Annotated in this window: 24 protein-coding genes; 17 read left to right on the top strand and 7 right to left on the bottom strand. The window is 36.2% G+C overall.

Features of this window, described 5'->3' with window-relative positions; all coding sequences use genetic code 11:
- The first annotated feature begins 35 nt into the window (after positions 1–35).
- Both FW778_RS06805 and FW778_RS06810 read left to right on the top strand, forming a co-directional pair.
- A complete protein-coding gene (locus FW778_RS06805) occupies positions 36–1,847 on the top strand; it encodes an ABC transporter ATP-binding protein (protein WP_150413842.1) in 1,812 nt (603 codons plus the stop codon).
- A 56-nt stretch (positions 1,848–1,903) separates the two neighbouring features.
- The gene (locus FW778_RS06810) at positions 1,904–2,344 is read left to right on the top strand and encodes a DUF983 domain-containing protein (RefSeq protein WP_150413843.1); all 441 of its coding nucleotides are present in this window, start codon (positions 1,904–1,906) and stop codon (positions 2,342–2,344) included.
- Positions 2,345–2,375: 31 nt separating this feature from the next.
- Here the strand turns inward: FW778_RS06810 and FW778_RS06815 are convergent, their stop codons facing one another.
- On the bottom strand, positions 2,376–2,708 hold the full coding sequence (locus tag FW778_RS06815; RefSeq protein ID WP_150413844.1) for a YbjQ family protein: 333 nt from the start codon (positions 2,706–2,708) through the stop codon (positions 2,376–2,378).
- 128 nt (positions 2,709–2,836) lie between these two features.
- Here FW778_RS06815 and FW778_RS06820 point away from each other — a divergent pair, with 128 nt between their 5' ends.
- From FW778_RS06820 to rsgA, 5 genes are all read left to right on the top strand, one after another.
- Entirely contained in the window at positions 2,837–3,838 is a 1,002-nt protein-coding gene (locus tag FW778_RS06820; RefSeq protein ID WP_150413845.1) for an AAA family ATPase, read from the top strand.
- A gap of 72 nt (positions 3,839–3,910) precedes the next feature.
- Entirely contained in the window at positions 3,911–4,780 is an 870-nt protein-coding gene (locus tag FW778_RS06825) for a DUF58 domain-containing protein (RefSeq protein WP_150413846.1), read from the top strand.
- Position 4,781: 1 nt separating this feature from the next.
- Positions 4,782–5,759 (top strand): protein BatD, encoded by a 978-nt coding sequence (locus tag FW778_RS06830; RefSeq protein ID WP_150413847.1) that lies wholly within the window; start codon positions 4,782–4,784, stop codon positions 5,757–5,759.
- Positions 5,749–6,753 (top strand): vWA domain-containing protein, encoded by a 1,005-nt coding sequence (locus FW778_RS06835; protein ID WP_150413848.1) that lies wholly within the window; start codon positions 5,749–5,751, stop codon positions 6,751–6,753. Before FW778_RS06830 ends, FW778_RS06835 begins: the two co-directional genes overlap by 11 nt.
- A 92-nt stretch (positions 6,754–6,845) precedes the next feature.
- Complete coding sequence (gene rsgA / locus FW778_RS06840; protein ID WP_150413849.1) at positions 6,846–7,772, top strand: ribosome small subunit-dependent GTPase A; 927 nt, start codon at positions 6,846–6,848, stop codon at positions 7,770–7,772.
- Positions 7,773–7,821: 49 nt separating this feature from the next.
- Here the strand turns inward: rsgA and FW778_RS06845 are convergent, their stop codons facing one another.
- The 3 genes from FW778_RS06845 to FW778_RS06855 all read right to left on the bottom strand — a co-directional run bounded on the left by FW778_RS06845 (position 7,822) and on the right by FW778_RS06855 (position 8,950).
- Entirely contained in the window at positions 7,822–8,124 is a 303-nt protein-coding gene (locus tag FW778_RS06845; RefSeq protein ID WP_150413850.1) for a hypothetical protein, read from the bottom strand.
- A gap of 43 nt (positions 8,125–8,167) precedes the next feature.
- Complete coding sequence (locus FW778_RS06850) at positions 8,168–8,347, bottom strand: hypothetical protein (protein ID WP_150413851.1); 180 nt, start codon at positions 8,345–8,347, stop codon at positions 8,168–8,170.
- 90 nt (positions 8,348–8,437) lie between these two features.
- On the bottom strand, positions 8,438–8,950 hold the full coding sequence (locus tag FW778_RS06855) for a gamma carbonic anhydrase family protein (protein WP_150413852.1): 513 nt from the start codon (positions 8,948–8,950) through the stop codon (positions 8,438–8,440).
- 340 nt (positions 8,951–9,290) lie between these two features.
- Between FW778_RS06855 and FW778_RS06860 the strand changes: the two genes are divergently transcribed.
- From FW778_RS06860 to FW778_RS23695, 4 genes are all read left to right on the top strand, one after another.
- Entirely contained in the window at positions 9,291–10,472 is a 1,182-nt protein-coding gene (locus tag FW778_RS06860; protein ID WP_150413853.1) for an aspartate aminotransferase family protein, read from the top strand.
- Positions 10,473–10,536: 64 nt separating this feature from the next.
- Complete coding sequence (locus tag FW778_RS23410; RefSeq protein ID WP_235906092.1) at positions 10,537–10,860, top strand: hypothetical protein; 324 nt, start codon at positions 10,537–10,539, stop codon at positions 10,858–10,860.
- Positions 10,861–10,862: 2 nt separating this feature from the next.
- Entirely contained in the window at positions 10,863–11,231 is a 369-nt protein-coding gene (locus FW778_RS06870; RefSeq protein ID WP_150413855.1) for a diacylglycerol kinase, read from the top strand.
- An 86-nt stretch (positions 11,232–11,317) separates the two neighbouring features.
- Positions 11,318–11,869, top strand: coding sequence for a DUF1361 domain-containing protein (locus FW778_RS23695; protein ID WP_394349790.1), 552 nt, complete (start codon positions 11,318–11,320; stop codon positions 11,867–11,869).
- A 21-nt stretch (positions 11,870–11,890) separates the two neighbouring features.
- On the opposite strand, the gene FW778_RS06880 is transcribed toward FW778_RS23695, so the two are convergent.
- A complete protein-coding gene (locus tag FW778_RS06880) occupies positions 11,891–15,310 on the bottom strand; it encodes a hypothetical protein (RefSeq protein ID WP_235906094.1) in 3,420 nt (1,139 codons plus the stop codon).
- Positions 15,311–15,390: 80 nt separating this feature from the next.
- On the opposite strand from FW778_RS06880, the gene FW778_RS06885 reads away from it, so the two are divergent.
- Positions 15,391–16,029, top strand: coding sequence for an MBL fold metallo-hydrolase (locus FW778_RS06885; RefSeq protein ID WP_150413857.1), 639 nt, complete (start codon positions 15,391–15,393; stop codon positions 16,027–16,029).
- Between the two features lie 26 nt (positions 16,030–16,055).
- Here the strand turns inward: FW778_RS06885 and mce are convergent, their stop codons facing one another.
- On the bottom strand, positions 16,056–16,457 hold the full coding sequence (mce, locus tag FW778_RS06890; RefSeq protein WP_150413858.1) for a methylmalonyl-CoA epimerase: 402 nt from the start codon (positions 16,455–16,457) through the stop codon (positions 16,056–16,058).
- 130 nt (positions 16,458–16,587) lie between these two features.
- On the opposite strand from mce, the gene FW778_RS06895 reads away from it, so the two are divergent.
- Together FW778_RS06895 and FW778_RS06900 are read left to right on the top strand one after the other, a co-directional pair.
- On the top strand, positions 16,588–17,796 hold the full coding sequence (locus FW778_RS06895; protein ID WP_150413859.1) for an IscS subfamily cysteine desulfurase: 1,209 nt from the start codon (positions 16,588–16,590) through the stop codon (positions 17,794–17,796).
- 84 nt (positions 17,797–17,880) lie between these two features.
- Positions 17,881–18,210, top strand: a complete 330-nt coding sequence (locus FW778_RS06900) for a HesB/IscA family protein (protein WP_150413860.1) — start codon at positions 17,881–17,883, stop codon at positions 18,208–18,210.
- Between the two features lie 55 nt (positions 18,211–18,265).
- Here the strand turns inward: FW778_RS06900 and FW778_RS06905 are convergent, their stop codons facing one another.
- The gene (locus FW778_RS06905; RefSeq protein WP_150413861.1) at positions 18,266–18,520 is read right to left on the bottom strand and encodes a hypothetical protein; all 255 of its coding nucleotides are present in this window, start codon (positions 18,518–18,520) and stop codon (positions 18,266–18,268) included.
- A 314-nt stretch (positions 18,521–18,834) separates the two neighbouring features.
- On the opposite strand from FW778_RS06905, the gene gldF reads away from it, so the two are divergent.
- The 3 genes from gldF (at position 18,835) to FW778_RS06920 (ending at position 22,282) form a co-directional block, all read left to right on the top strand.
- Complete coding sequence (gene gldF / locus FW778_RS06910; protein ID WP_150413862.1) at positions 18,835–19,557, top strand: gliding motility-associated ABC transporter permease subunit GldF; 723 nt, start codon at positions 18,835–18,837, stop codon at positions 19,555–19,557.
- Positions 19,558–19,569: 12 nt separating this feature from the next.
- Positions 19,570–21,270: a gliding motility-associated ABC transporter substrate-binding protein GldG gene (gene gldG / locus FW778_RS06915; protein WP_150413863.1), complete on the top strand. Its 1,701-nt coding sequence runs from the start codon at positions 19,570–19,572 to the stop codon at positions 21,268–21,270.
- A 73-nt stretch (positions 21,271–21,343) separates the two neighbouring features.
- A complete protein-coding gene (locus tag FW778_RS06920) occupies positions 21,344–22,282 on the top strand; it encodes a TerC/Alx family metal homeostasis membrane protein (protein WP_150413864.1) in 939 nt (312 codons plus the stop codon).
- Position 22,283 lies beyond the last annotated feature (1 nt).

Raw genomic sequence — 22,283 nt, forward strand, 5'->3', positions numbered from 1 at the left:
TCTTTTCCCGAAATTTGCAGATTCAATTTTATTAAATGAAGATATTATTATCATACATAAAGCCCTATAAATGGCTGGTAGTTTTAGCGCTGTTTCTTGCGGCGGTAAACCAGATCTTTTCTCTATTTGCTCCTGCGATTACTGGTCGCATTCTTGATTTATTTGTAAATCATCCACATGTTTTTCCCGATAAGAGCTCAAGGACTGAACATGAATTTTTCTTTGGCAAAGGCCAGTATCATGGTTTATTGTTTTTCCTCTTGCTATTGATAGGCACTGCAATGGTAAGCCGTATTGCTAAAGCCTTCCAGGATTATTTTGGGAATGTACTCATTCAAAAATTTGGCGCCACTATTTTTACAGATGGCCTGAAACATAGCATGATGTTGCCCTACCAGGATTTTGAAGATCAGCGTAGCGGTGAAACATTATCTATCCTTACCAAAGTCCGGGCAGATACAGAAAAATTCATTACTAATTTCATCAATGTTTTTTTTGTAATTATTGTAAGCATTGTTTTCATTTCTATTTATGCGTTCAGGTTGCATTGGGTAATTATGCCGGTGTACACTATAGGTATCGTTTTAATAGCAGTTGTTACAAGTTTACTTAGTAAAAGAATAAAGCTTATTCAAAAAAATATTGTAAACGAAACGAATGCACTGGCAGGTTCTACAACGGAATCTTTACGCAATATTGAACTGGTAAAAAGCCTTGGATTAACTGACCAGGAAGTGAGCAGGTTAAATAATAATACTTTTAAAATTCTGAAGCTTGAATTACGTAAAGTTAAAAGCATCCGTACGATAAGTTTTATACAGGGTACGATGGTTAATTTTTTGCAACAGCTAATTACGTTTACTTTACTATGGCTCATATTTGGAAATGCTATTACGCCGGGTCAATATCTTTCATTGGTATTTTATAGCTTTTTTCTATTTGCACCCATGCAGGAAATCGGCAACATCATTATTTCTTATCGCGAAGCAGAAGCGTCTTTAAATAATTTTCATAACCTGATGTTGAAGGCACCGGAGGTTAAACCTGCTAAACCGGCAGCTATCCGCAACATTGAAGAACTCGAGTTCATCAATGTAAAATTCAAACATCAATCGGCCCAACAACCAGCTTTAAATAATATAAGTTTTGACGTTAAAAAAGGAGAAACTATTGCGTTTGTTGGCCCTTCAGGCTCGGGAAAAACAACTTTGGTAAAGCTTTTGGTTGGCTTATACATTCCCCAGCAAGGCAATATAAAGTATAATAAAATTGATGGAAAAGATATTGACTTTGATGCGCTGAGAACGCAAATAGGTTTTGTAACGCAGGATACACAACTGTTTGCAGGAACTATAAGAGAAAACTTATTGTTTGTAAATCCAACTGCAACCGACGAAGAAGTACTCGATGTGCTTAGAAAAGCATCCTGCAATACTTTGCTTGCCCGTGCAGATAAAGGCCTGGATACTGTAATTGGCGAAGGCGGTGTAAAAGTTTCCGGCGGAGAAAAACAGCGTTTATCCATCGCAAGAGCATTACTTCGTCATCCGCATTTATTAATTTTTGATGAAGCAACCTCTTCACTCGATTCTTTAACAGAAGAAGAAATTACTAATACAATAAAAAATGTTTCTTCTAAAAAAGAACAGATAACTATATTGATTGCCCATAGGTTGAGTACGATTATGCATGCAGATAGAATTTATGTATTGGAAAAAGGAGAAGTAATTGAAACAGGAACACATGAAAACCTGATTGGACAAATGGGATTATATTATGCAATGTGGCGCCAGCAGATAGGCGAAAGGAAAAAAATAGCGGCATCAACACAAACTGTTTTAAATTGAATTATATCTGAACCGGTTTTAATAAGGCTGACCTACTAAATGAATACCTTTGCAACATGACAGAAGAGCAAAAGCCAAAGCCGAATTATTTATGGAGCATGTTTACCATGCGATGCCCGCGGTGCCGCAGAGGTGATATGTTTAAGAACAGTAATCCTTATAAAAAACTAAAGCTTTCTTCTATTTTAGATATGCATGAACGATGCCCTGTCTGCAACCAGAAATTTGACCTGGAACCCGGCTTTTGGTACGGAACAGGTTATGTAAGCTATGCATTGGTAGTGTTATTTTCTGCAATCACTTTCGTTGCCTGGTGGATTATAATAGGCATATCGGCTGATGATAACAGGGTGTTATTCTGGTTGCTTTTTAATGCGGTACTTATAGTGATTTTGCAACCATGGTTTATGCGGTTCAGTCGTGTCGTCTATCTCAACTTCTTTGTAAAGTATAATGAAAACTATGATAAAGAAGAGGGAAAGACTTTTGATTATTGAATCATTTTTCAGCGAATGATCTTTAATGCAATTACAAATTCACCACCTGCACTGCAGTTCCATAGCATAACACTTCGGTAACTCCATTCATCACTTCGTTAGCATCGTATCGTATATTAATTATTGCATTCGCTCCTCTTTCATTGGCGTGCTGAACCATGTGTTGATAGGCTTCTGCTCTTGTTTTTTCACATAAGTCAACATAAATGGAAATAGTTCCTCCGAACAACGTTTGTAATCCGCCTGCAATATTTCCAAAGAGGCTGCGTGATCTAACAGTTATACCGCGGACAATGCCTAAATGCTTTGTTATTTTATATCCTTCAAGCTGGTTGCTGGATGTAATAAGTTGTTCATCTACCATAATTGTATAGTTTTATGCTTCAAATTTAACATACTTTTTCCCGGCGCGATTTATTGCAACGCTTTTGTTTTATAGGTTGTTCGTAATTTGCGCCCTTTGAGTTTTTAATTTAAATTTTATTGAATAAAATGTTACAAACCGCAGAAGACATTCGCTTACTGAATGAAAAGATTAATCATTCCGCTTCGTTTATTGATAAAATTCATGCTGAGATTGGTAAAGTAATTGTTGGCCAAAACCACATGGTGGAGCGTCTTTTAATTGGCCTTTTAAGCAACGGTCATATCTTACTGGAAGGCGTACCCGGCCTCGCCAAAACACTTTCAATAAGATCACTGGCATATACGATTAATGCGCAATTCAGCCGTATTCAGTTTACACCAGATTTGTTACCCGCGGATGTTGTAGGTACCATGATTTATAACCAGCAGAAAAATGAATTCATGGTTCGTAAAGGGCCAATCTTCGCCAACTTTATTCTTGCAGATGAAATAAACAGGGCACCTGCAAAAGTTCAAAGCGCTTTGCTGGAAGCAATGCAGGAAAGACAGGTAACAATCGGCAATCATTCTTACGCATTAGAAGAACCATTTTTAGTTTTAGCAACTCAAAATCCAATTGAGCAGGAAGGCACTTATCCGTTACCCGAAGCGCAGGTGGACAGGTTTATGCTAAAGGTAATTATTGATTATCCAACAAAAACTGAGGAGCAAGCAATTATTCGACAAAATGTGCAGGGTTTAAAACATCCGGACATAAACGCAGTTGTATCAACACATGAAATATTAAATGCAAGAGAGCTGGTAAGGCAGGTTTATATGGATGAGAAAGTAGAACAATATATTGTGGATATTGTATTTGCATCGCGGTTTCCTGAAACGTATAATCTTGCCAAACTGAAACCATTAATTTCTTTTGGTGGCTCGCCAAGAGCCAGTATTAACCTGGCTTTGGCTTCAAAGGCTTATGCATACTTAAACAGGCGTGGCTATGTAATTCCTGAAGATGTAAGAAATATTTGCAAAGATGTTTTAAGGCATCGCATTGGTCTCACGTACGAAGCCGAAGCTGAAAATATAAATGTTGAAATGATCATTACAGAAATATTGAAGATGGTGAACGTACCATGATATTTTATTGATTTAATGAATTAGCAACTTTTTTATAATAATGTAACAATTCAACGATAAACAATTAATCAATTGCTCACCACTGCGGAAATAGTAAAAAAAGTAAAAGAGCTGGAGATCATCAGTAAAAAGATCACCACGCATCTTTTTACAGGTGAGTATCATTCTGCATTTAAAGGAAAAGGAATGAGCTTCAGGGAAGTTCGTGAATATTACCATGGCGATGATGTAAGGTTTATCGACTGGAATGTTAGTGCACGTTATGCTCATCCTTTCACTAAAGTTTTTGAGGAAGAAAGAGAGCTTACGGTAATTCTGCTGGTAGATGTAAGTGCGAGCGCATTGTTTGGCACAGTGCACAGCACCAAAAGAAATCTTATTACCGAGATCGGTGCAGTACTTACTTTTAGCGCAATCAATAACGATGATAAAGTAGGGGTTATTTTTTTCAGCGATAAAATTGAAAAATATATTCCCCCAAAAAAAGGGAAACAGCATGCTTTGTACATTGTAAGGGAACTGCTAACGGCCCAGCCTAAACGAACGGGCACGAATATTAATGAAGCTTTAAAGCTTTTTTCAAGATCGAACCGGCACCGGAGCATTGCGTTTATTATGAGTGATTTTATTGATGAACAATATGAAGACGCGTTACGGGTTATGGCAAGCAGGCACGATGTGATTGGGCTTAAGATATATGATAAAATGGATATGCAGCTTCCCAACGTTGGGTTAATGGAAGTGGAAGATCTTGAAACAGGCAAAACTCAATGGCTCGATACTTCAGATGCGCTTGTGCGGCATAGTTACCAGCAGAACTTTATGAAGCATAGTGAAAGTTGCAAAAATATTTTTAAAAAATCAGGTGCTGACTTATTGCATTTACGCACCGACGAGGATTATGTAAAAATTCTTCAGCAGTTTTTTTTAAGACGAAAATAAAGTGAAACAAAAGCAATTGAAGAGAAGCGTTTATCATAAACCGTTAGTTATAACAATTTTCCTTTTGGGTTCTGTTTTGCTTGCACAAAATAATTTTGCCCAGGCTCCTTCCATACAAACTACTGTTGATAAAAATAATATTTTAATCGGGGAACAATTTCATTACAAGGTTTCCACATCCATGCCTGATAACACTTACAGGCTTTCCTGGTTTAATATGCCGGATACACTTGGGCATTTCCAGGTAGTACGGGAAAATAAAATTGATTCATCTTATTTGAACGGAAATTTAAATTTCAGCCAGGATATAACCATTACCAGCTTCGATTCCGGGAGGCAGGTAATTCCTCCTTTGGTGTTAAACATGGAAACGCTGCAAGGCGATTCTTCGTTTAATCTTCTTACTGATTCAATTCCAATCCAGGTCTCTTTTTCCCCAATGGATAGTGTTCAAACATTTCATGATATAAAGTCAATTATAGAAGTTAAAAAAGAATGGGCATGGTGGTGGTGGGCTATATTGGTTGTTGCTCTCATTTTACTTTTCTTCTGGATAAGATTTTTAATTAAATTTTTTAAGAAGAAAAATGCTCCGGATCTTTTTAAATCTAAACTTTCTCCTTACGATGAAGCCATGCAATCTTTAAATGACCTGGAGAAAGAACAATTGTTGCAGCAAAATGAAGTGAAAGCATATCATACAAGACTTACTGATATTTTTAAACGTTATATTTCAAGAAAAACAAAAACCTACAAGATGCATCTCACTTCAGATGAAATGCTGATGGATCTTGATGAATATAATTTAGGAAAAGAAAAACTTACTGCCTTTGCAAATTGCCTTCGCATGAGCAGCGCGGTAAAGTTTGCAAAATATATTCCGGCAAATTATGAAAGCGAAAAATGCCTGCAGGAAATAAAAGACACGATAACAGAAATTAATAACAAACTCAATACAAAAACTGAAAGTGCTGTTTGATTATTTCAATAATACAACATTTGGGCAACCGCTATTCCTGGTTTTGTTTGCCATTATTCCGGTTCTTATTTATTGGAAAATTGTAAAAGGAAAACGGCAAACGGCTGCTATTGGAATTTCTACAACAAAGGGATTATCGAAAACGCGTTCCTGGAAAAATACTTTTCAAAATGTTCCTTTCATTTTTAGGTTGCTTGCAATAAGTTGTATAATAATTGCGCTGGCGAGGCCGCAGGTAAAGTTTGATGAAGAACAATCCGAAGGAGAAGGAGTAGATATAATTTTATGCATTGATGTAAGCGGCAGTATGACAGCACAGGATTTTACCCCTAACCGAATGGAGGCTGCAAAAAAAGTTGCCGAAAATTTTGTAAATGACAGGCCTAACGACAGGATTGGTATTGTAATTTTTTCAGGCGAAAGTTTCACACAATGCCCTCTTACAACAGATCATCATGTGTTGATTAGCCAGATTGAACAAATAAGAAACGGGTTGCTTGAAGATGGAACTGCTATTGGCTCCGGGCTTGCAACGAGCGTAGACAGGCTTAGAAGCAGTAAAGCTAAAAGTAAAGTTGTTATATTATTAACCGATGGAGTTAACAACGGCGGATTAATCGACCCCGCAACGGCTAAAGAAATTGCGAAAACATTTAAGATAAAAGTATATACCATTGGCGTAGGAACAGATGGCTATGCGCCCACCCCGGTAAGTACTCCAATGGGTATTGTAATGCAAAATGAAAAAGTGGCTATAGACGAAAAGCTATTAAAAAATATTGCGGACCAAACAGGAGGTAAATATTTCAGAGCCACCGATAATAAAAGCCTCCAGGATATTTATACATCAATAGATCATCTTGAAAAATCGAAGGTGGAAATAACAACCTTTCATCGTTTTACCGAAAAATTTTACCCATTTGTTTTTGCTGCTATGGCGCTTCTTTTACTCGAATTCATTTTAAGATTTACCATCTTTAGAAAATTTCCATAATTGAAATATCGCGAATCATCGCCACGAATTACGCGAATTACACGAATTTTACTAACTAACTTATCAACCAATTTACTTATTAACTTATCACCATGAACGCACTTGTGTATAAATCAACAGGAAGCTGGTATGTAGTGAAAAATGAGAATGGTGAATTTTTTAATGCACGCATAAAAGGCAAGCTTAAAATTGATAATATAACGTCAACAAATCCTGTTGCGGTAGGCGATATCGTTGATGTGGATCAAGAGGATACTGAAGATGGCGATATGGTAATTACCAATATTCATGATAGAAAAAATTATATCACCAGGCAATCGCCGCATAACAAACACCAGCATCATATTATCGCATCCAACCTGGATCAGAGCCTTTTGTTTGCAACATTGAAAGATCCTAAAACTTCGCAAGGATTTATTGACAGGTTTTTGGTTGCTTCAGAAGCTTATCATGTTCCTGCAATTATTGTTTTTAATAAAAGTGACTTATATAAAAAAAAGGAGCTTGACAAATTTGAAGAACTCAAATTTATTTATGAAAGAAACGGATATAAAGTTTTATCAATGAGCCTTGCCCAACATACAGGCATAGACGAAGTGAAGGATCTTTTAAAAAATAAGACGACTTTATTGAGCGGGCACTCAGGAGTTGGTAAATCATCTTTTATAAATATTGTGTTTCCCGAGCTTTTATTAAAAACACAAAATGTGAGTGACTGGAGCGGTAAAGGTCTTCACACAACCACCTTTGCAGAAATGTTCGATTTGCCGATTAGCGGAAAAATTATTGATACACCTGGCCTGCGGGAATTTGCTTTAATGGATATTGAAAAAAATGAATTGTCGCATTATTTTCCTGAGATGAGAGCTTTGGTAAATGAATGCCGGTTTAATAATTGTATGCATATTGACGAACCGGGATGCGCTGTGAAACAAGCTGTAGAAGAGGGGAAAATTTCCGCCGACCGTTATGTCAGCTATGTGAATATCCTGGGTACTATAGACACGAAGAAATGGTAGTGATAAAAAGTTAATTAGTTAAAAAGTTATTAGTCCTGCCCATTGAAATTTAATAAGCATTCTTTTCTAAAAATCTTGCAACTTCAATTACAGCTTTGTTTTCTTTAGCAATACCTTTTGTATTGTGTGGCAAAATAGAAACACCATTAAAAATACTGTAATGTAAAGTGAGAAAATGTTTTTTATACTTGAAGTCCCAATCTAAAGTATCTGCATCATCCACCTGGTTTATAAATTTTACTTTCAATCCATCGGCTAAAATATCTGCAATTGAATAGAATTTTGAAACGCCGCAATTATCGTCTATGACTGCTTCTGTTCCACCGAAATTTGTTTTTAAATGATAACACATACAATTTGTTTTGGTGTTTTAATAGAGTATAAAATATTCCTTTTTATGATTTAAATTTTTTTGCTTTCCTGGCGGCTTTAATGGCTGCTTTGTCTCCTGATAAAATTCTTTCTGCACCAATATTTTTGCCATTGGTTGGACACCCGTATTTTTCATTCTTTTTAAAAATGAAACATCCCGGAAGCATCCAGGCACAAAACGCCACGACCAAAATTTTTTTCATTTTATTAGATGCAAATTTGTTACCTACGTTAAAAAAGCATTGTTAAGATTTCAATAAATTCAAAATATAAATCTTAATTCAATCTCAACCTTATTTAAACCATTCTGAATACATCACATAATTATCAGCAATCCGGTTTATTTCACCGCTTATTAACTGCTCGGGAATATTTTTTATCTTCTTAGCGGGAACACCTGCATAAATGGAACCTGGCTCAACTTCAGTATTTTCAAGTACCACAGCCCCGGCAGCAATAATGCTGTTACTGCCTATTTTGGCATGATCCATCACAATGGCGCCCATGCCTACCAGTACATTATCATGTATAACGCATCCATGTACGATTGCATTGTGTCCGATGCTCACATTATTTCCAATTGACGTAGCTGCTTTTAAATAAGTGCAGTGTATAATGGCCCCGTCCTGAACATTTACCTTGTTGCCCATGCGGATGCTGTTTACATCTCCTCTCAAGACAGCATTAAACCAAACGCTGCAATCATCACCCATTACAACATCTCCGGCAATAGTGGCATTGGGCGCTATGTAGCAATTATTTCCAAATGTTGGATTAATACCTTTTACTTCAATAATTAACGACATAATATTATTTTTTGTTTACGAGCTATAGCACTTTGGGCATCCCAATGAAGTTTACCCTGAGCTTGCCGAACGGTCACTCCCTTGTACTGTTGGTTCATTGAGCATCTTTAAAGACCATTATTTATAAATAAAGCCTACAGCAAAGAAAAGCTTTCGCAAAGAAACGAAAAGGAAATCCCTGCACTTTTGCTTTTATTTTGCATTCTTTGCAACGTGTTTTTTTTAACCTGGCAAATTCTTCCAATAATTTAATTATAATAGTGTCCTAAATTCGTAAAAAAATACGAACGGGAAAATGTTTTAACATCGTACATCACACATCGAACCTCGTACATTCATTATGACTAACCGCCAGATATTTTTAAATCATATTGGACAAACTTCTCCAACGCCTTTAGCGCTTGAAATTATAAAAGCTGAAGGTTGCAAATTGTACGATGTTGACGGTAAAGAATATATTGATCTTATAGGTGGAATAAGTGTTTGTAATGTTGGGCATGGTAATAAAAAAGTCATCGGAGCCATCAACAAACAAATAAATGATTACCTCCATGTAATGGTAAATGGTGAGTTGGTTTTATCTCCTCAAACCAACTATGCGAAATTGCTCACTAATAATTTGCCCGCTTCACTTAACGCGGTGTTCTTTACAACTTCAGGAACAGAGGCAACAGAAGGCGCCATGAAGCTTGCAAAAAGATATACCGGGCGTACACAAATTGCTGCATTCAACAATAGTTATCATGGAAGCACGCAAGGCTCGTTAAGTATCCTAGGAAGTGAATATTGGCGCAATGCATTCCGGCCTTTATTGCCTGATATCTTACATCTTACTTTCAATTCTTACGAAAGCATTGAACAAATAACTACACTAACGGCATGCGTAATCGCAGAAACCATACAAGCAGAAGCTGGCGTAATAGTTCCTGGTAAAAAATGGATACAGGCACTTAGAAAAAAATGCGATGAAACGGGAACCCTTCTAATTCTTGATGAAATACAATGCGGCTTTGGCCGTAATGGAAGCTTATGGGCTTTTGAACAATTTGGAATTATCCCCGACGTATTGCTACTGGGAAAAGCTTTGGGCGGCGGAATGCCTTTAGGTGCTTTTATTGCTGATAAAAAAATTATGGATTGTCTTACAAATAATCCGGTGCTTGGACACATTAATACTTTTGGTGGTCATCCTGTTTGTTGTGCGGCTGGCTTTGCAGCATTCAAGTTTTTATTGGAGAATAAAATTGTAGCAACCGTATTTGAAAAAGAAGAATTGTTTCGTACAAGCTTGCAATCAAAAAAGATAAACAGTATAAAAAGTGCGGGCTTAATGATGGCCCTTGAGTTTAAAAATTTTGAAGAAAATAAGGGGGTCATAGATGCATTAATTGATAATGGCGTTTTCACCGATTGGTTTTTATTTGCCCCTGAATGCTTAAGAATTGTGCCACCCCTCACAATTTCTAATGAAGAAATTTTGCATGCATGTGAAATTATAAATGACGTGTTAAGCAAATTCTGATCTTCTCATTATGTCCATAATTTAATTTGAGCTGGCTATAGTCTTTCTCCATTTACAGTATTGTATGATGCAAATGGGAAGCCAACACGTTCATCGGGATATCTTAATGGCAAGATGCTTGAATTACCGCCTGGTGTTTTTGATTTTGCAAAAAAATGGGGAACACCACGTAACCTGCCAACCACAAAACGATGTGAGAATAGCGATGGTTATAGTTAAAGTACATTCTTCTCCTGTTAATTTTGTTGCTGCAGGAAGATCGTTACAGGAGGTTGAAATAAGAGAACATAACCTGGTAACTATGATTGTAATTGGATGGATACTATGTGTTGGATTAATATTACTTTACGGTGTTGTAGAATATTATAAACACAGAATAAATAATTAATTATGCGATTTATAAAATCTCTAAGCTATGCATGGCAGGGAATAAAATATTGTTTCAGGGTGGAGAGAAATTTCCGGATTCAAGTAATGATTGTATTAATCGCTTGTGTATTTGCAATTGTTTTAAAAATAGGAACTAATGAATGGATTGCTATTCTATTTTGTTGGGCACTGGTTCTCGGCCTTGAAATGATTAATACAGCAATTGAGAAACTTTCAAATGTTGTAAGCACTTCAATTCATCCAGATATAAAGGTGATTAAAGATGTGGCTGCAGGAGCGGTTTTTCTTGTATCAATAATAAGTTTGGCAATTGCGTGTATCATCTTTTTGCCAAAAATTTATCCTTTCATAAAAAATATTTTTGAATGAAGATTACGATATTCCGTCTTCTGTTACTGTCTGTAGGATTTACTATTTTGCTGCTACTATTTAGAATTCTTTATTCTGGTAGTTTGATGTATTTATTTTTTGTCTGGAACCTTTTTCTTGCGGTAATTCCATGTATGTTAAGCTCGTCTTTAATTCAATCCCGAAAGAAAAAATTACACTGGATAATTTTTATAGCATGGATTTTATTTTTCCCAAACGCCTTATACATTATTACTGACCTGGTACATTTACGAGAGAGAAATAACATTCCTCTTTGGTTTGATGTAATATTAATTTTTTCTGCAGCAATTAATGGGTTAATCATGGCATTTATATCTCTTTACCAGGTTGAATTATTTTTACAATTAAAATTTAATAACAAAAAAACAAATCTGATCCTGTACAGTTGTTTACTCATAAGTTTTTTCGGAATTTATATTGGAAGATTCTTAAGATGGAACAGCTGGGATATTTTTTTCAGTCCTTTTAAATTTCTTTTTGAAATAATACAGCCGTTCATAAATCCATTACAGCATCCAAGGACATGGGGCGTGACAATAATTTTCTTTCTTTTCTTCGGAATATTTTATTTCATTATAAAAAAATTGCCCGGCTTAATAATTAAACCGGGCAATTAGCTATTAAAAAAAATTCGATAACTAAAAATCAAGCCCCATACTAAAATAATAAATCGGCTTACCTTTAAAAAAACCGTTCATCGGCCAGCCGGCATCCATCTTCAAAAAATACCCAAGCAAGGTACTTCTTGCACCGAAGCCATAACCACCAAGAAAAGGACCAACACCCGGTGCTTTAATATTCACAGTAACGGTTGGGTCACTTGGATCAGCGTATGTTATATTGGGCCTTATAAGTTTATTATAAGCTCCGTTCCATGCAGATCCCAAATCGATAAATTGTGTTAACTGGAAATTTCTTACGAAGGCGTTGTTTATAGGCTTACTAAAAAGCGTTGTAAAAACCGGTAATCTAAATTCACTGTTAATTACAAGATTGTTATTACCATTTGCCGCGTTCTGAATAAAGCCTCTCAGGTTTACGGCGAGAGATTGAAATGCATAATTGCCATCGGGCGCTGGCTTATTTGCCTGGTTAAAATAGCGATAAGACCCATTGGATTTTACATTATTACCAAACATAAACCAATTATCTATACCGCCGAGGTAATAGATAAGTTTTTGATTGCCCCAGCTAAAATCCCCAGCAACCCTGCCTGCCCATATGAAATTGCGGTAGATGGGATAATAACCTCTTGCATCAAATCCGAAATTAAAAGTATAACGGCCTTCGGTAGACGCTAATTTACTTATTTGTGAATTCCAGTCCACGTATGCTTTATAACGTATACCGTTCCAGATGTTTTGTGCAGGATTTAATGTGTTATCATACACATATTCCAAATGTAATAATCCGTACGTTTTTGAAATTTCCGGTGCTGTTAAAGAAATATTATCGAAAGCACTTACCACGCCGCGATCTTTCCTAACGCCCACGTTTAAACGAATACTTTTTGTTACATCAAAAGGGTAACTGATACTTCCCTGGTAAAGATTTGAAAATATTTTGCCGGGATAACTTCCGCTGGTAGAGTCAATGCCGAAATTTATTGCCTGGACAGTGCGGTAATAACTAAGGCCCCAGTCAAGTCTTCTTCGCAGGTTATTAAACTGGAGCAACCAGTCATTGTCTTTTAGATTGGTAGAAAGCCGGTAACCTCCTGATATCTTAATATCTTCCATTATATCTGCAATTCCCATTCGTAATGTTCCGTCAAGACCACTGTTGGAGGAAAGGTTTACAGGACCTGAACCGCCCTGGTACAGTTGGTATCGTGTTCCTAAAACGTCGTTATTAAAGCCTGCAACGATATAATCAGTAGCAAATTTCAATGGCTTGTAAGGATATAATTTCGCTTCTGATAAAACGGTGGGTTCGCCGCCCGGAACTTCGCCATCAAAGATTTTTCCCTGGCTGGAAGTATCCCGTTTTTCATCCTTAAATTCATTTTGAAAAAGGTCTTCGCTCTGGCTCGTATCAGTGCCGGGTTTAATAACTTCCTCTCCCTTCGAAATTTTATCCATTTCCATCAGGTGCTTCATATAGGCAGTGGGCGTAGAACCTACATTTCTTCGTTGCAAAGCATTTTCATCAATCTTTAATTTATATAAAATCTTATCATCACTTTGCCTTGTAACTTCACTCACCTGGTGATTTTCTCCTGCTTCTCTTGTTTCTAGAAGGCTGCTCTCGTAATTGGTTAAGGGAAATACATAAGCAGAATCTTTCGAAACAGAAACTATAGCAACAGAATCGATATCCTTTTTCTTATACACTTTTAATAATGAATCTACTTCAAGTTCAGTAGGGTTGCGAAGAATATCATCACCTATAAGAACCAAGGTATCGAGGCCTTCTTTTTCGGTTGAAAATAAACCGGCATACCTGTTTCCAACGCCATTTTGATCGCTTACGAACGTGAAATGCACATTGCTGTATTGCGTAGGATATCTGGCATCACCAAATTTCAAATTGGTAAGTTGAGTGATCTGGTTAAGTCCCGGCCGGCCACTTGCAAAATCGGTGACCATAAAAATATTATAACGATTATTAAGCAAGGATGTATCCGAGCCTTTTGTATTTGCCGCAGGGCGGTTGCTTGAAAAAATAATTCCTGTCTTATTGGGAAACGACACAAAGGAAGGATCAAGATCATCATACACATCGTTGGTTATCTGTCTTAATTTATCATTCTCTATATCATACGAATAAATATCTGAATGACCATTTTTTACGGCGCTGAAAAGTAAACTTTGCCCGTTATCCATATATTTCATATCCTGAACCTGGTCGAAGCGGTCAGTAAGATCTCTCTTGTAAGGTTTTACCCGGGTGATAACGTCATACACGAAAAGTTTGATATGCCCTTCTTCTTCATATAAGACGGAAAGCCTTGTGCCTTTAGGATCCCAGGCCATCATAGGGTAATTAAGATTTATTTCATCAATCTTACTATTGGTTCCAAATTTCAATAAGGTTTTATCCTTATCGTCTTCGTTGAGTAATAACCTGTACTTTCCTTTCTTATATTGAACCACAGCAAAAGACCCATTACGCTTATTTGGGTTAACGTTAAAATGAAAATAATCTATTCTTTTCCCGATGGTATACTCTGTTATCTCGCTTCCTTTAGGATAATTTTTACGACGCGAAATATCATTATCATATTTGTCTTCCTCATAGGTCATGAAATCGGCAAGTACTTCTTTAAACTTTCTTTTTTTAGTAACCGTTTGCGAAGCCCTGTTTAAACTTTTATAAACACGTGCCAGGTATAGCAAATAAGTGGTGTTTTCTCTTTTATATTTTTCTTCAATGTAATACCAAAAGGCGTGGCCTGCGAGTAATGGTTTATCAAAAGCAAACTGGTAAAAATTTTTGTATTTACCACTGAGTATTTCACTTTTTAATTGATCATCAAGCTGGGTACTCCAGTTCTGCCCGGCGTAAGCCTCGTAGCCGTCAATAAGCCACTGTGGTAAATCGAGGAGCGCCGCATTACCCGCCACTTCGCCAAGATCTTCGCCAAATAAAAGATTTTCAGTAAGCACTTTGGCAATGCCTTCGCGAATTTGCCGGCGCAGGTCAGCGTGATTACTGTTGAAATAGACAATCATTTTGTTATTGACCAATTTGGTAACGCCGCCAGTACTTTGCCAGTCGATACCAATTCCTATATTGCTTTGTTGTAGATCGCCAAAGCTGTTATAAATAATAATGTTTGCCCTGCGTTGTAAACTAAACTCAACAAATTTTTCCATCGCAGGCAATTCCTCTTCTGCCACCTGCGCAACATATTTTGCAAGTTCCTGGCCATTTTGGTTAAAATAGCTATTGAAATTTTTAGTTTGATAATATTGCCATTTAAATTTTTTATACTGCACCCTGTTTTTGCCAAATTGCACGCTACTTACCTGCGCATTTACTATTAATCCTAAGAAGAAAAAAAGTGAAAGAAGCAGAAAAATTTTTTTGTCAATTTGATTCTTATGATCTTGCATGTACGGTAGTTATAATTGGCCTAAAATTAAACGTTTCGGGTTAATCGATAAAATGAATTTAACTCAATTTTACCTACGCTATGTTCCTTATCAAAGTTTTAACTTTTAATCCTGTTCAGGAAAACACCTACATTCTTTATAATGAAAATAAGGACTGCATTGTTATTGATCCCGGTTGTTATTCCGATGAAGAAAAAGAAGCTTTAAAAAGCTTTATTGATAAGAATGAGTTACAACCCAAATTGCTGATTAATACGCATTGTCATTTGGATCATGTATTCGGAAATAAATATATTGCTGAAGCATACCAGTTAACCCTCCAGATTCATAAAAACGAAGAAGCGGTTTTACAAATGGCTCCCGCATCGGGATTAATGTTCAATCTTCCTTTTGATAATTATAAAGGCGAATTAATTTTCCTTAAAGAAGGTGACATTGTTTCATTGGGTGAAGATTCCTTACAGGTTATTGAAGCGCCCGGTCATTCTCCGGGAAGCATTTGTTTTTATTGTGAGAAACAAAAATTTATTATCGGCGGCGATGTTTTATTTTATCAAAGCATTGGCCGCACTGATTTGCCAGGGGGCAGTCACGAAGGTCTTATAAAGAACATAAAAGAAAAATTATTTGTATTGCCGCAAGAGGTGAAAGTATATCCTGGTCACGGTCCGGCAACTACTATTGGAGATGAAATAAAGTATAATCCGTATTTGATATAATTTACATACTAATAAAGACTAAAAGTTTACTTTTTCTCCATACACAATTCGATCAAGACGCCATTGGTATCTTTGGGATGAAGAAAACAAACCATTTTATTATCGGCGCCTTCTTTAGGTTTTTCAGTTATTAAAGTAAAACCTTCATTTAGGAGGCGTTTCATTTCTTCTTCTATATTGTCAACTTCAAAGGCCATGTGGTGAATACCTTCGCCTTTTTTTTCAAGAAATTTATTAATTACACTTCCCGGTGCGTAAGCTTCTACCAGTTCAATTTTGCTTTCTCCCTTTTTAAAAAAAGCGGTATTAACCTGCTCACTTTCCACTGCTTCCGTTTTATAACAGGGCGTATTCAGTAATTTTTCAAAAAGAGGAATAGAAACAGAAAGTTTTTTAACTGCTATACCGATATGTTCAATTTTTTTCATAAAGAAGTTTTATCAAAAGTAGGTGAAGTATAAAATTTTCAACAAACCCCGTTCTATCATTACGTAAAGTATAACTTTATGTTACATGCTTTTGGCTTAAATTTGCAGGTGGTAAAATAAGATTTCGTTCATGCTAAAATTGCCGGTATATCTTGATAATAATGCGACTACCCAGGTTGATCCGCGGGTATTGGAAGCAATGATTCCATATTTTACGGAACATTATGGTAATGCCGCTAGTAGAAGCCATTCTTTTGGATGGGAAGCAGAGGAAGCGGTGGATTACGCCCGTGAACAAGTGGCGCAATTAATAGGAGCAGAACCTAAAGAAATAATTTTTACCTCCGGCGCTACAGAAGCTGATAACCTTGCCCTAAAAGGCGTTTCTGAAATGTATGCTTCGAAAGGCGATCATATAATTACAGTATTTACAGAACATAAAGCGGTGTTAGATAGTTGTAAGCATATTGAAAAATTGGGCGGAGAAATTACTTATCTCAACGTAAATAAAGATGGATTAATTGATTTAGATGAATTGAGAAAGGCAATAAAACCCAATACTATTTTAATTGCCGTTATGTATGCTAATAATGAAATAGGAGTTATTCAACCAATAAAAGAGATAAGTGCAATAGCAAGAAAAAATGGCATATTATTTTTTTCAGATGCCACACAAGCTGCCGGAAAAATCCCCATTGATGTAAACAAAGATGGAATAGACCTGATGGCTTTTTCAGCGCATAAAATGTATGGCCCGAAAGGTGTGGGCGCATTATACATACGGCGTAAAAATCCAAGAGTTAAAGTAATTGCCCAAATTGATGGAGGTGGACACGAAAGAAATATGCGAAGCGGAACATTAAATGTTCCCGGCATTGTTGGTTTTGGAAAGGCTTGTGAACTTTGCAGGATTGAGATGAAGAAGGATACAGAGCAAATAAAAAGATTAAGAGATAAACTTGAATCGGGGTTACTCACGCTTGGGGATGTTTATGTAAACGGCAGTAAAGAAAGCCGGTTACCCAGTACAGTTAATCTTAGCTTTAAGCACGTGGTAAGCGAAGCTTTGATGCTTGGATTTAATAAGGATATTGCCGTAAGTTCCGGTTCTGCTTGTACCTCCGCAACCCTTGAGCCATCTTATGTTTTAAAGGCGTTAGGAGTTGAAGATGACCTGGCAAAAGCGGCCATACGTTTTGGGCTGAGTCGGTTCACTACAGAATTGGAAATTGATTATGCGATAGAACGGGTGGCGGCAACTGTTTCAAAATTAAGAGACACGAATTGTCTTTCAGAAATGACGAGTGCCGATATTGATCTTGAAATGAAAACCTTGTAATACTATTTATAATTTCACTATGGCCATCAGGTGAATTAAATTTGTAACAGCAAAAAGTATCAAATTAGAAAATTAAATTTTTTTATGATTTACATAAGTGATAAAGCAAAAGATAAAGTCCACAGTTTATTGAAAGATGCTCATCTATCGGAAAAAGAATATTTTTTGAGAGTAAGTGTTGTTAGTGGCGGCTGTTCAGGATTGAGTTATAAAATGGATTTTGATAATGAAAAAAAACCTAATGACCAGGAGTTTGAAGATAAAGGAATAAAATTAGTTACAGACCTGAAAAGTTTTTTATACCTGGTAAATACCACTTTAGAATTTAGCGAAGGGTTAAATGGAAAAGGATTTTATTTTAATAATCCTAATGCAAGCCGCAGTTGTGGATGTGGCGAAAGTTTTGGAGTTTAATTTTTTTCATTTTGATTTATATAAAATATAGGTTGTTCTTTAATTGAGCACGAAATTATATTATATCGATTTTACTTAACGGCGGTGGCGGGGGAGGCGCAGGCAATTTCGGTAAGGCCGGTGGTGGTGGAACCATCTTATCCTTTTTACTAACTGGGGGAATCGGTGGTGGTGGCGGAGGTGGAGCATTGAATACCACGACAGGCGGAACCGGCGGCGGCGGTGGAGGAACAGTTTTATTTGTTTGCGAAAATGTTGCTGATGATAACAAAACACAGACAACAAATAAATTTGATTTGAAAAGTTTCATAATAATTTTTTTTACTATGATTCAAAAACTTTATCGATTCCATAAAAAAATAAAACCCTGTTGTAACAGGGTTTATCCAGTTGGTTTAGGTAAACTTTTCATAACCGATTCCCTGAATGTTTACTTTTCAATTCTTAGGAACGTTTGGTAAAATTCCTTTCAGAGATTCTTTAAATAAAATGTAAAACAGGTGTTAGCCTGATTTTGGCCAGCAAGCTACTTATATGACACAGGCTTGTCTTAAAACGCTGCATTAACTAAATGAAAAGTCTATAATTATTTTTCAAGACCTAAATTGCACTTTTTTTAATACTATGATATCAATTGCCAAAAAAGAATTGCACCAGTTTTTTAATGGGCTAACGGGATATATTACAATTATTTTATTCCTGGTTGTAAACGGTATTTATCTTTTCGTATTAAAAGACAGTAATATTTTTGATTTTGGCTACGCAACGCTTGATAAATTCTTTAACCTGGCTTCCTGGATATTTATCTTTCTGATTCCTGCTTTAGCGATGCGCAGCTTTTCGGAAGAATATAAAACCGGCACCTTTGAAATTTTGCAAACCCGGCCGCTTACAAAATGGCAAATTGTTTTGGGTAAATATTTCGCGGTGCTTTCTGTTATTCTCATTGCATTACTTCCAACACTCTTATATGTTTTTACAATCCATGCATTGTCTGCCGCAGGTGGTATTGATACTGGTGGAATTACGGGCTCGTATATAGGCTTGATATTTTTAGCAGCAGTTTTTGCAGCAATAAGTATGTGGTGTTCCGGGCTCACTTCAAATGCGGTTATCGCTTTCTTAATTGGCGCTTTCGCCTGCCTTATTTTATACTTTGGATTTAATTCTATAAGTAAGCTCCCGGTTTTTAGTGGCAATGCAGATTATTATATTGAAATGCTTGGAATTGATTTTCATTACCGAAGCATCAGCCGTGGCGTTGTAGATAGCCGTGATGTAATTTATTTTTTGAGTATTATTTTTCTTTTCCTTTTTGCCGCCCAAAAAAATCTATCAAAAAAATAGCGTTTTGTAATAATGAAGTCCTTATCAGCTAAAAATAAAAAATGGTGGTGGATAGTTGTGATTGCTGCAATTATTGCCGTGAACTTTTTTGCTTCAGTAATCCATAAACGTATTGATCTAACTAATGAAAAAAGGTTTACCATTTCTCCTCCTGTAAAGAAAATATTGGGCAATATGGATGGTGTTGCAGAGGTAACTATTTTTTTAAAAGGCGATATGCCGGCAGGTTTCAAAAATCTTTCTACATCAGCAGAAGAACTTTTGCAGGAATTTAAAGAGTATGCAAATGGCAGAATAAACTATAAACTTATTTCGCCCGACGAGCAAATGCCGGGAACTACCAGAACTTATGCCGATACACTTTCATCTCTCGGGATTGTTCCCATTAATTTGAAAGTTCAGTTAAAGGCTGGCGAACAATCCCAGTACGTTTACCCGGCGGCGTTAGTTCAATATAAAAATAAAATCTTGCCCGTTAATTTATATTCGGGAACCCAAACGGTAATTACACCCCCGGAGTTAAACAGTTCCGAAGCTTTACTTGAATATAAGTTTGCAGATGCGCTGTATAAACTGATGGAAAATAAAAAGCCGATGATTGCCTACTCAGTAGGGAATGGAGAACCGACCGGCGACAATGTATATGACCTTGTGGAAAATGTGCTGAGAAAAAACTATAGTTTGTTCACTTTAAATATTGCCAAAGAACCAGTAATTCCTGATACTTTTAAACTGTTGATGATTGTAAAACCCACCGTATCTTTTACTGAAGATGAAAAATTAAAAATTGATCAATATGTCATGCGTGGGGGAAAAGTAATTTGGTTTATCGATAAGTTAGAAGCCGAGATGGACAGCCTGCAAATAAAAAACCAGGTAATTGCTTATGACCGTAATCTTAATCTTGATGATCTTTTATTTAAATATGGAGTAAGAATTAATCCTGATCTTATCATGGATTTGCAATCAGATTATTTGCCATTTTCAGTTAATGGAAAAGATCAGTTTGATTTTTTACACTGGAATTATTTTCCATTATTCGAATCGAAACAAAACAGCCTTATCAATAAAAATGTTGGACTAGTTGCGGGGAGATTCGTAAATTCTATTGACACCGTGGGCGCAGCAGGAATTAAAAAAATAATTCTTTTAAGTTCATCTGCAAATTCAAGAACCATTGAAACTCCCGCGTTAATAAGCGGCGAAGAAAACCGTAATGCGCCTGAAGATGAAGCCTTTAAAAAGAGAGATATTCCCGCAGGCGTTTTGCTCGAAGGCAGATTTTCTTCTTTGTATAAAAATAGGGTGAGCCAGCAGGAAATGGATTCGCTGGAAAAATATGGCACTCCTTTTTTAACTCAATGCATAAACAATAATAAAATGATTGTTGTTGCAGATGGTGATATTGTTTTAAACGGTGTTCAGCAGGGCAGCCCGTTACCAATGGGTGTAAATTCTTATACAGTTGGAACACAGTATGAGTACCAGTTTGCCAATAAACAATTTGTTGAAAACTGCATTGAATATCTTATCAATACGGCCAACCTTAGCGAAGCCAGGGCCAAAGATTATACACTTCGCCTGCTCGATCCTAAAAAAGTTGCTGAACAAAAAACAAACTGGCAGGTAATAAATCTTGCACTTCCGGTATTGGTAATTGTACTTATTGGAATTATTTACCAATGGTGGCGCAGAAAAAAATATAGCGTGTAATCAATTGCTAAATTAAATGCAGACTGGTTAAACTTTTTTTCCAAAACATATCTTTGTTACAATACTAATAAACATGAATGCAACGGAATGGACTTATGCGGTTTTTGGGATTGTAATTGTCATTGCATTGATTTTCGATCTTGGGTTACTGAGTAAGAGATCAAAAAAAGTTTCTATAAAACAAGCATCGCTTCAAACGGTTTTTTGGGTGAGCCTTGCGCTGGGCTTTTTTTTATTTGTTTATTTTGAAAACGGCCAAACAAAAGCGCTGGAGTATATAAGCGCTTACCTGATGGAATGGGCACTTAGTATTGATAATATTTTTGTGTTCATTTTAATATTTTCCTACTTCGGTATTTCTGAAAAACATTCCAACAGGGTGTTGCTGCTGGGCATTTTACTCGCCATTATTTTAAGAGTTATTTTTATAACGGTTGGCATTGCAATAGTGCAAAGGTTTGAATGGGTGCTTTATATTTTCGGAGTGTTTTTAGTGTACACCGGAGTTAAAATGTTTTTAATTAGTGAAGAAAATGAGTTCGAACCTGAAAAGAACAGCATCTATGTTTTCTTAAAAAAAATAGTGCCATTAACTAGTGATTACGGCGATGGAAAATTCACGAAAGTAATTAACGGTAAAAAATATTTTACCATACTCTTTGTAGTTATGATTATGCTGGCAACTACTGATATTGCGTTTGCATTGGATTCGATACCGGCAGTGTTTGCAATTACGCAAACAAAAATGATCATTTATACTTCAAATATTTTTGCGGTATTAGGGCTGCGTTCTTTATTTTTTTTATTGAGAGGAGCGGTTACAAAGTTCAGGCACCTGAAAGAAGGGATTGCTGTTGTTTTGGTTTTTATCGGATTAAAAATGTTGATTGAAATTTTTAATATTCATCTGGCAATATGGGTATCGTTATTGGTGATTGTAAGTTGTATTACTGGCGCTGTTTTATTTTCAATATATTCAACAAGAAAAGAAACGCTACGCAGACGGATTTAAA

Source organism: Ginsengibacter hankyongi (genome assembly GCF_008710285.1).
Taxonomy (GTDB): domain Bacteria; phylum Bacteroidota; class Bacteroidia; order Chitinophagales; family Chitinophagaceae; genus Ginsengibacter; species Ginsengibacter hankyongi.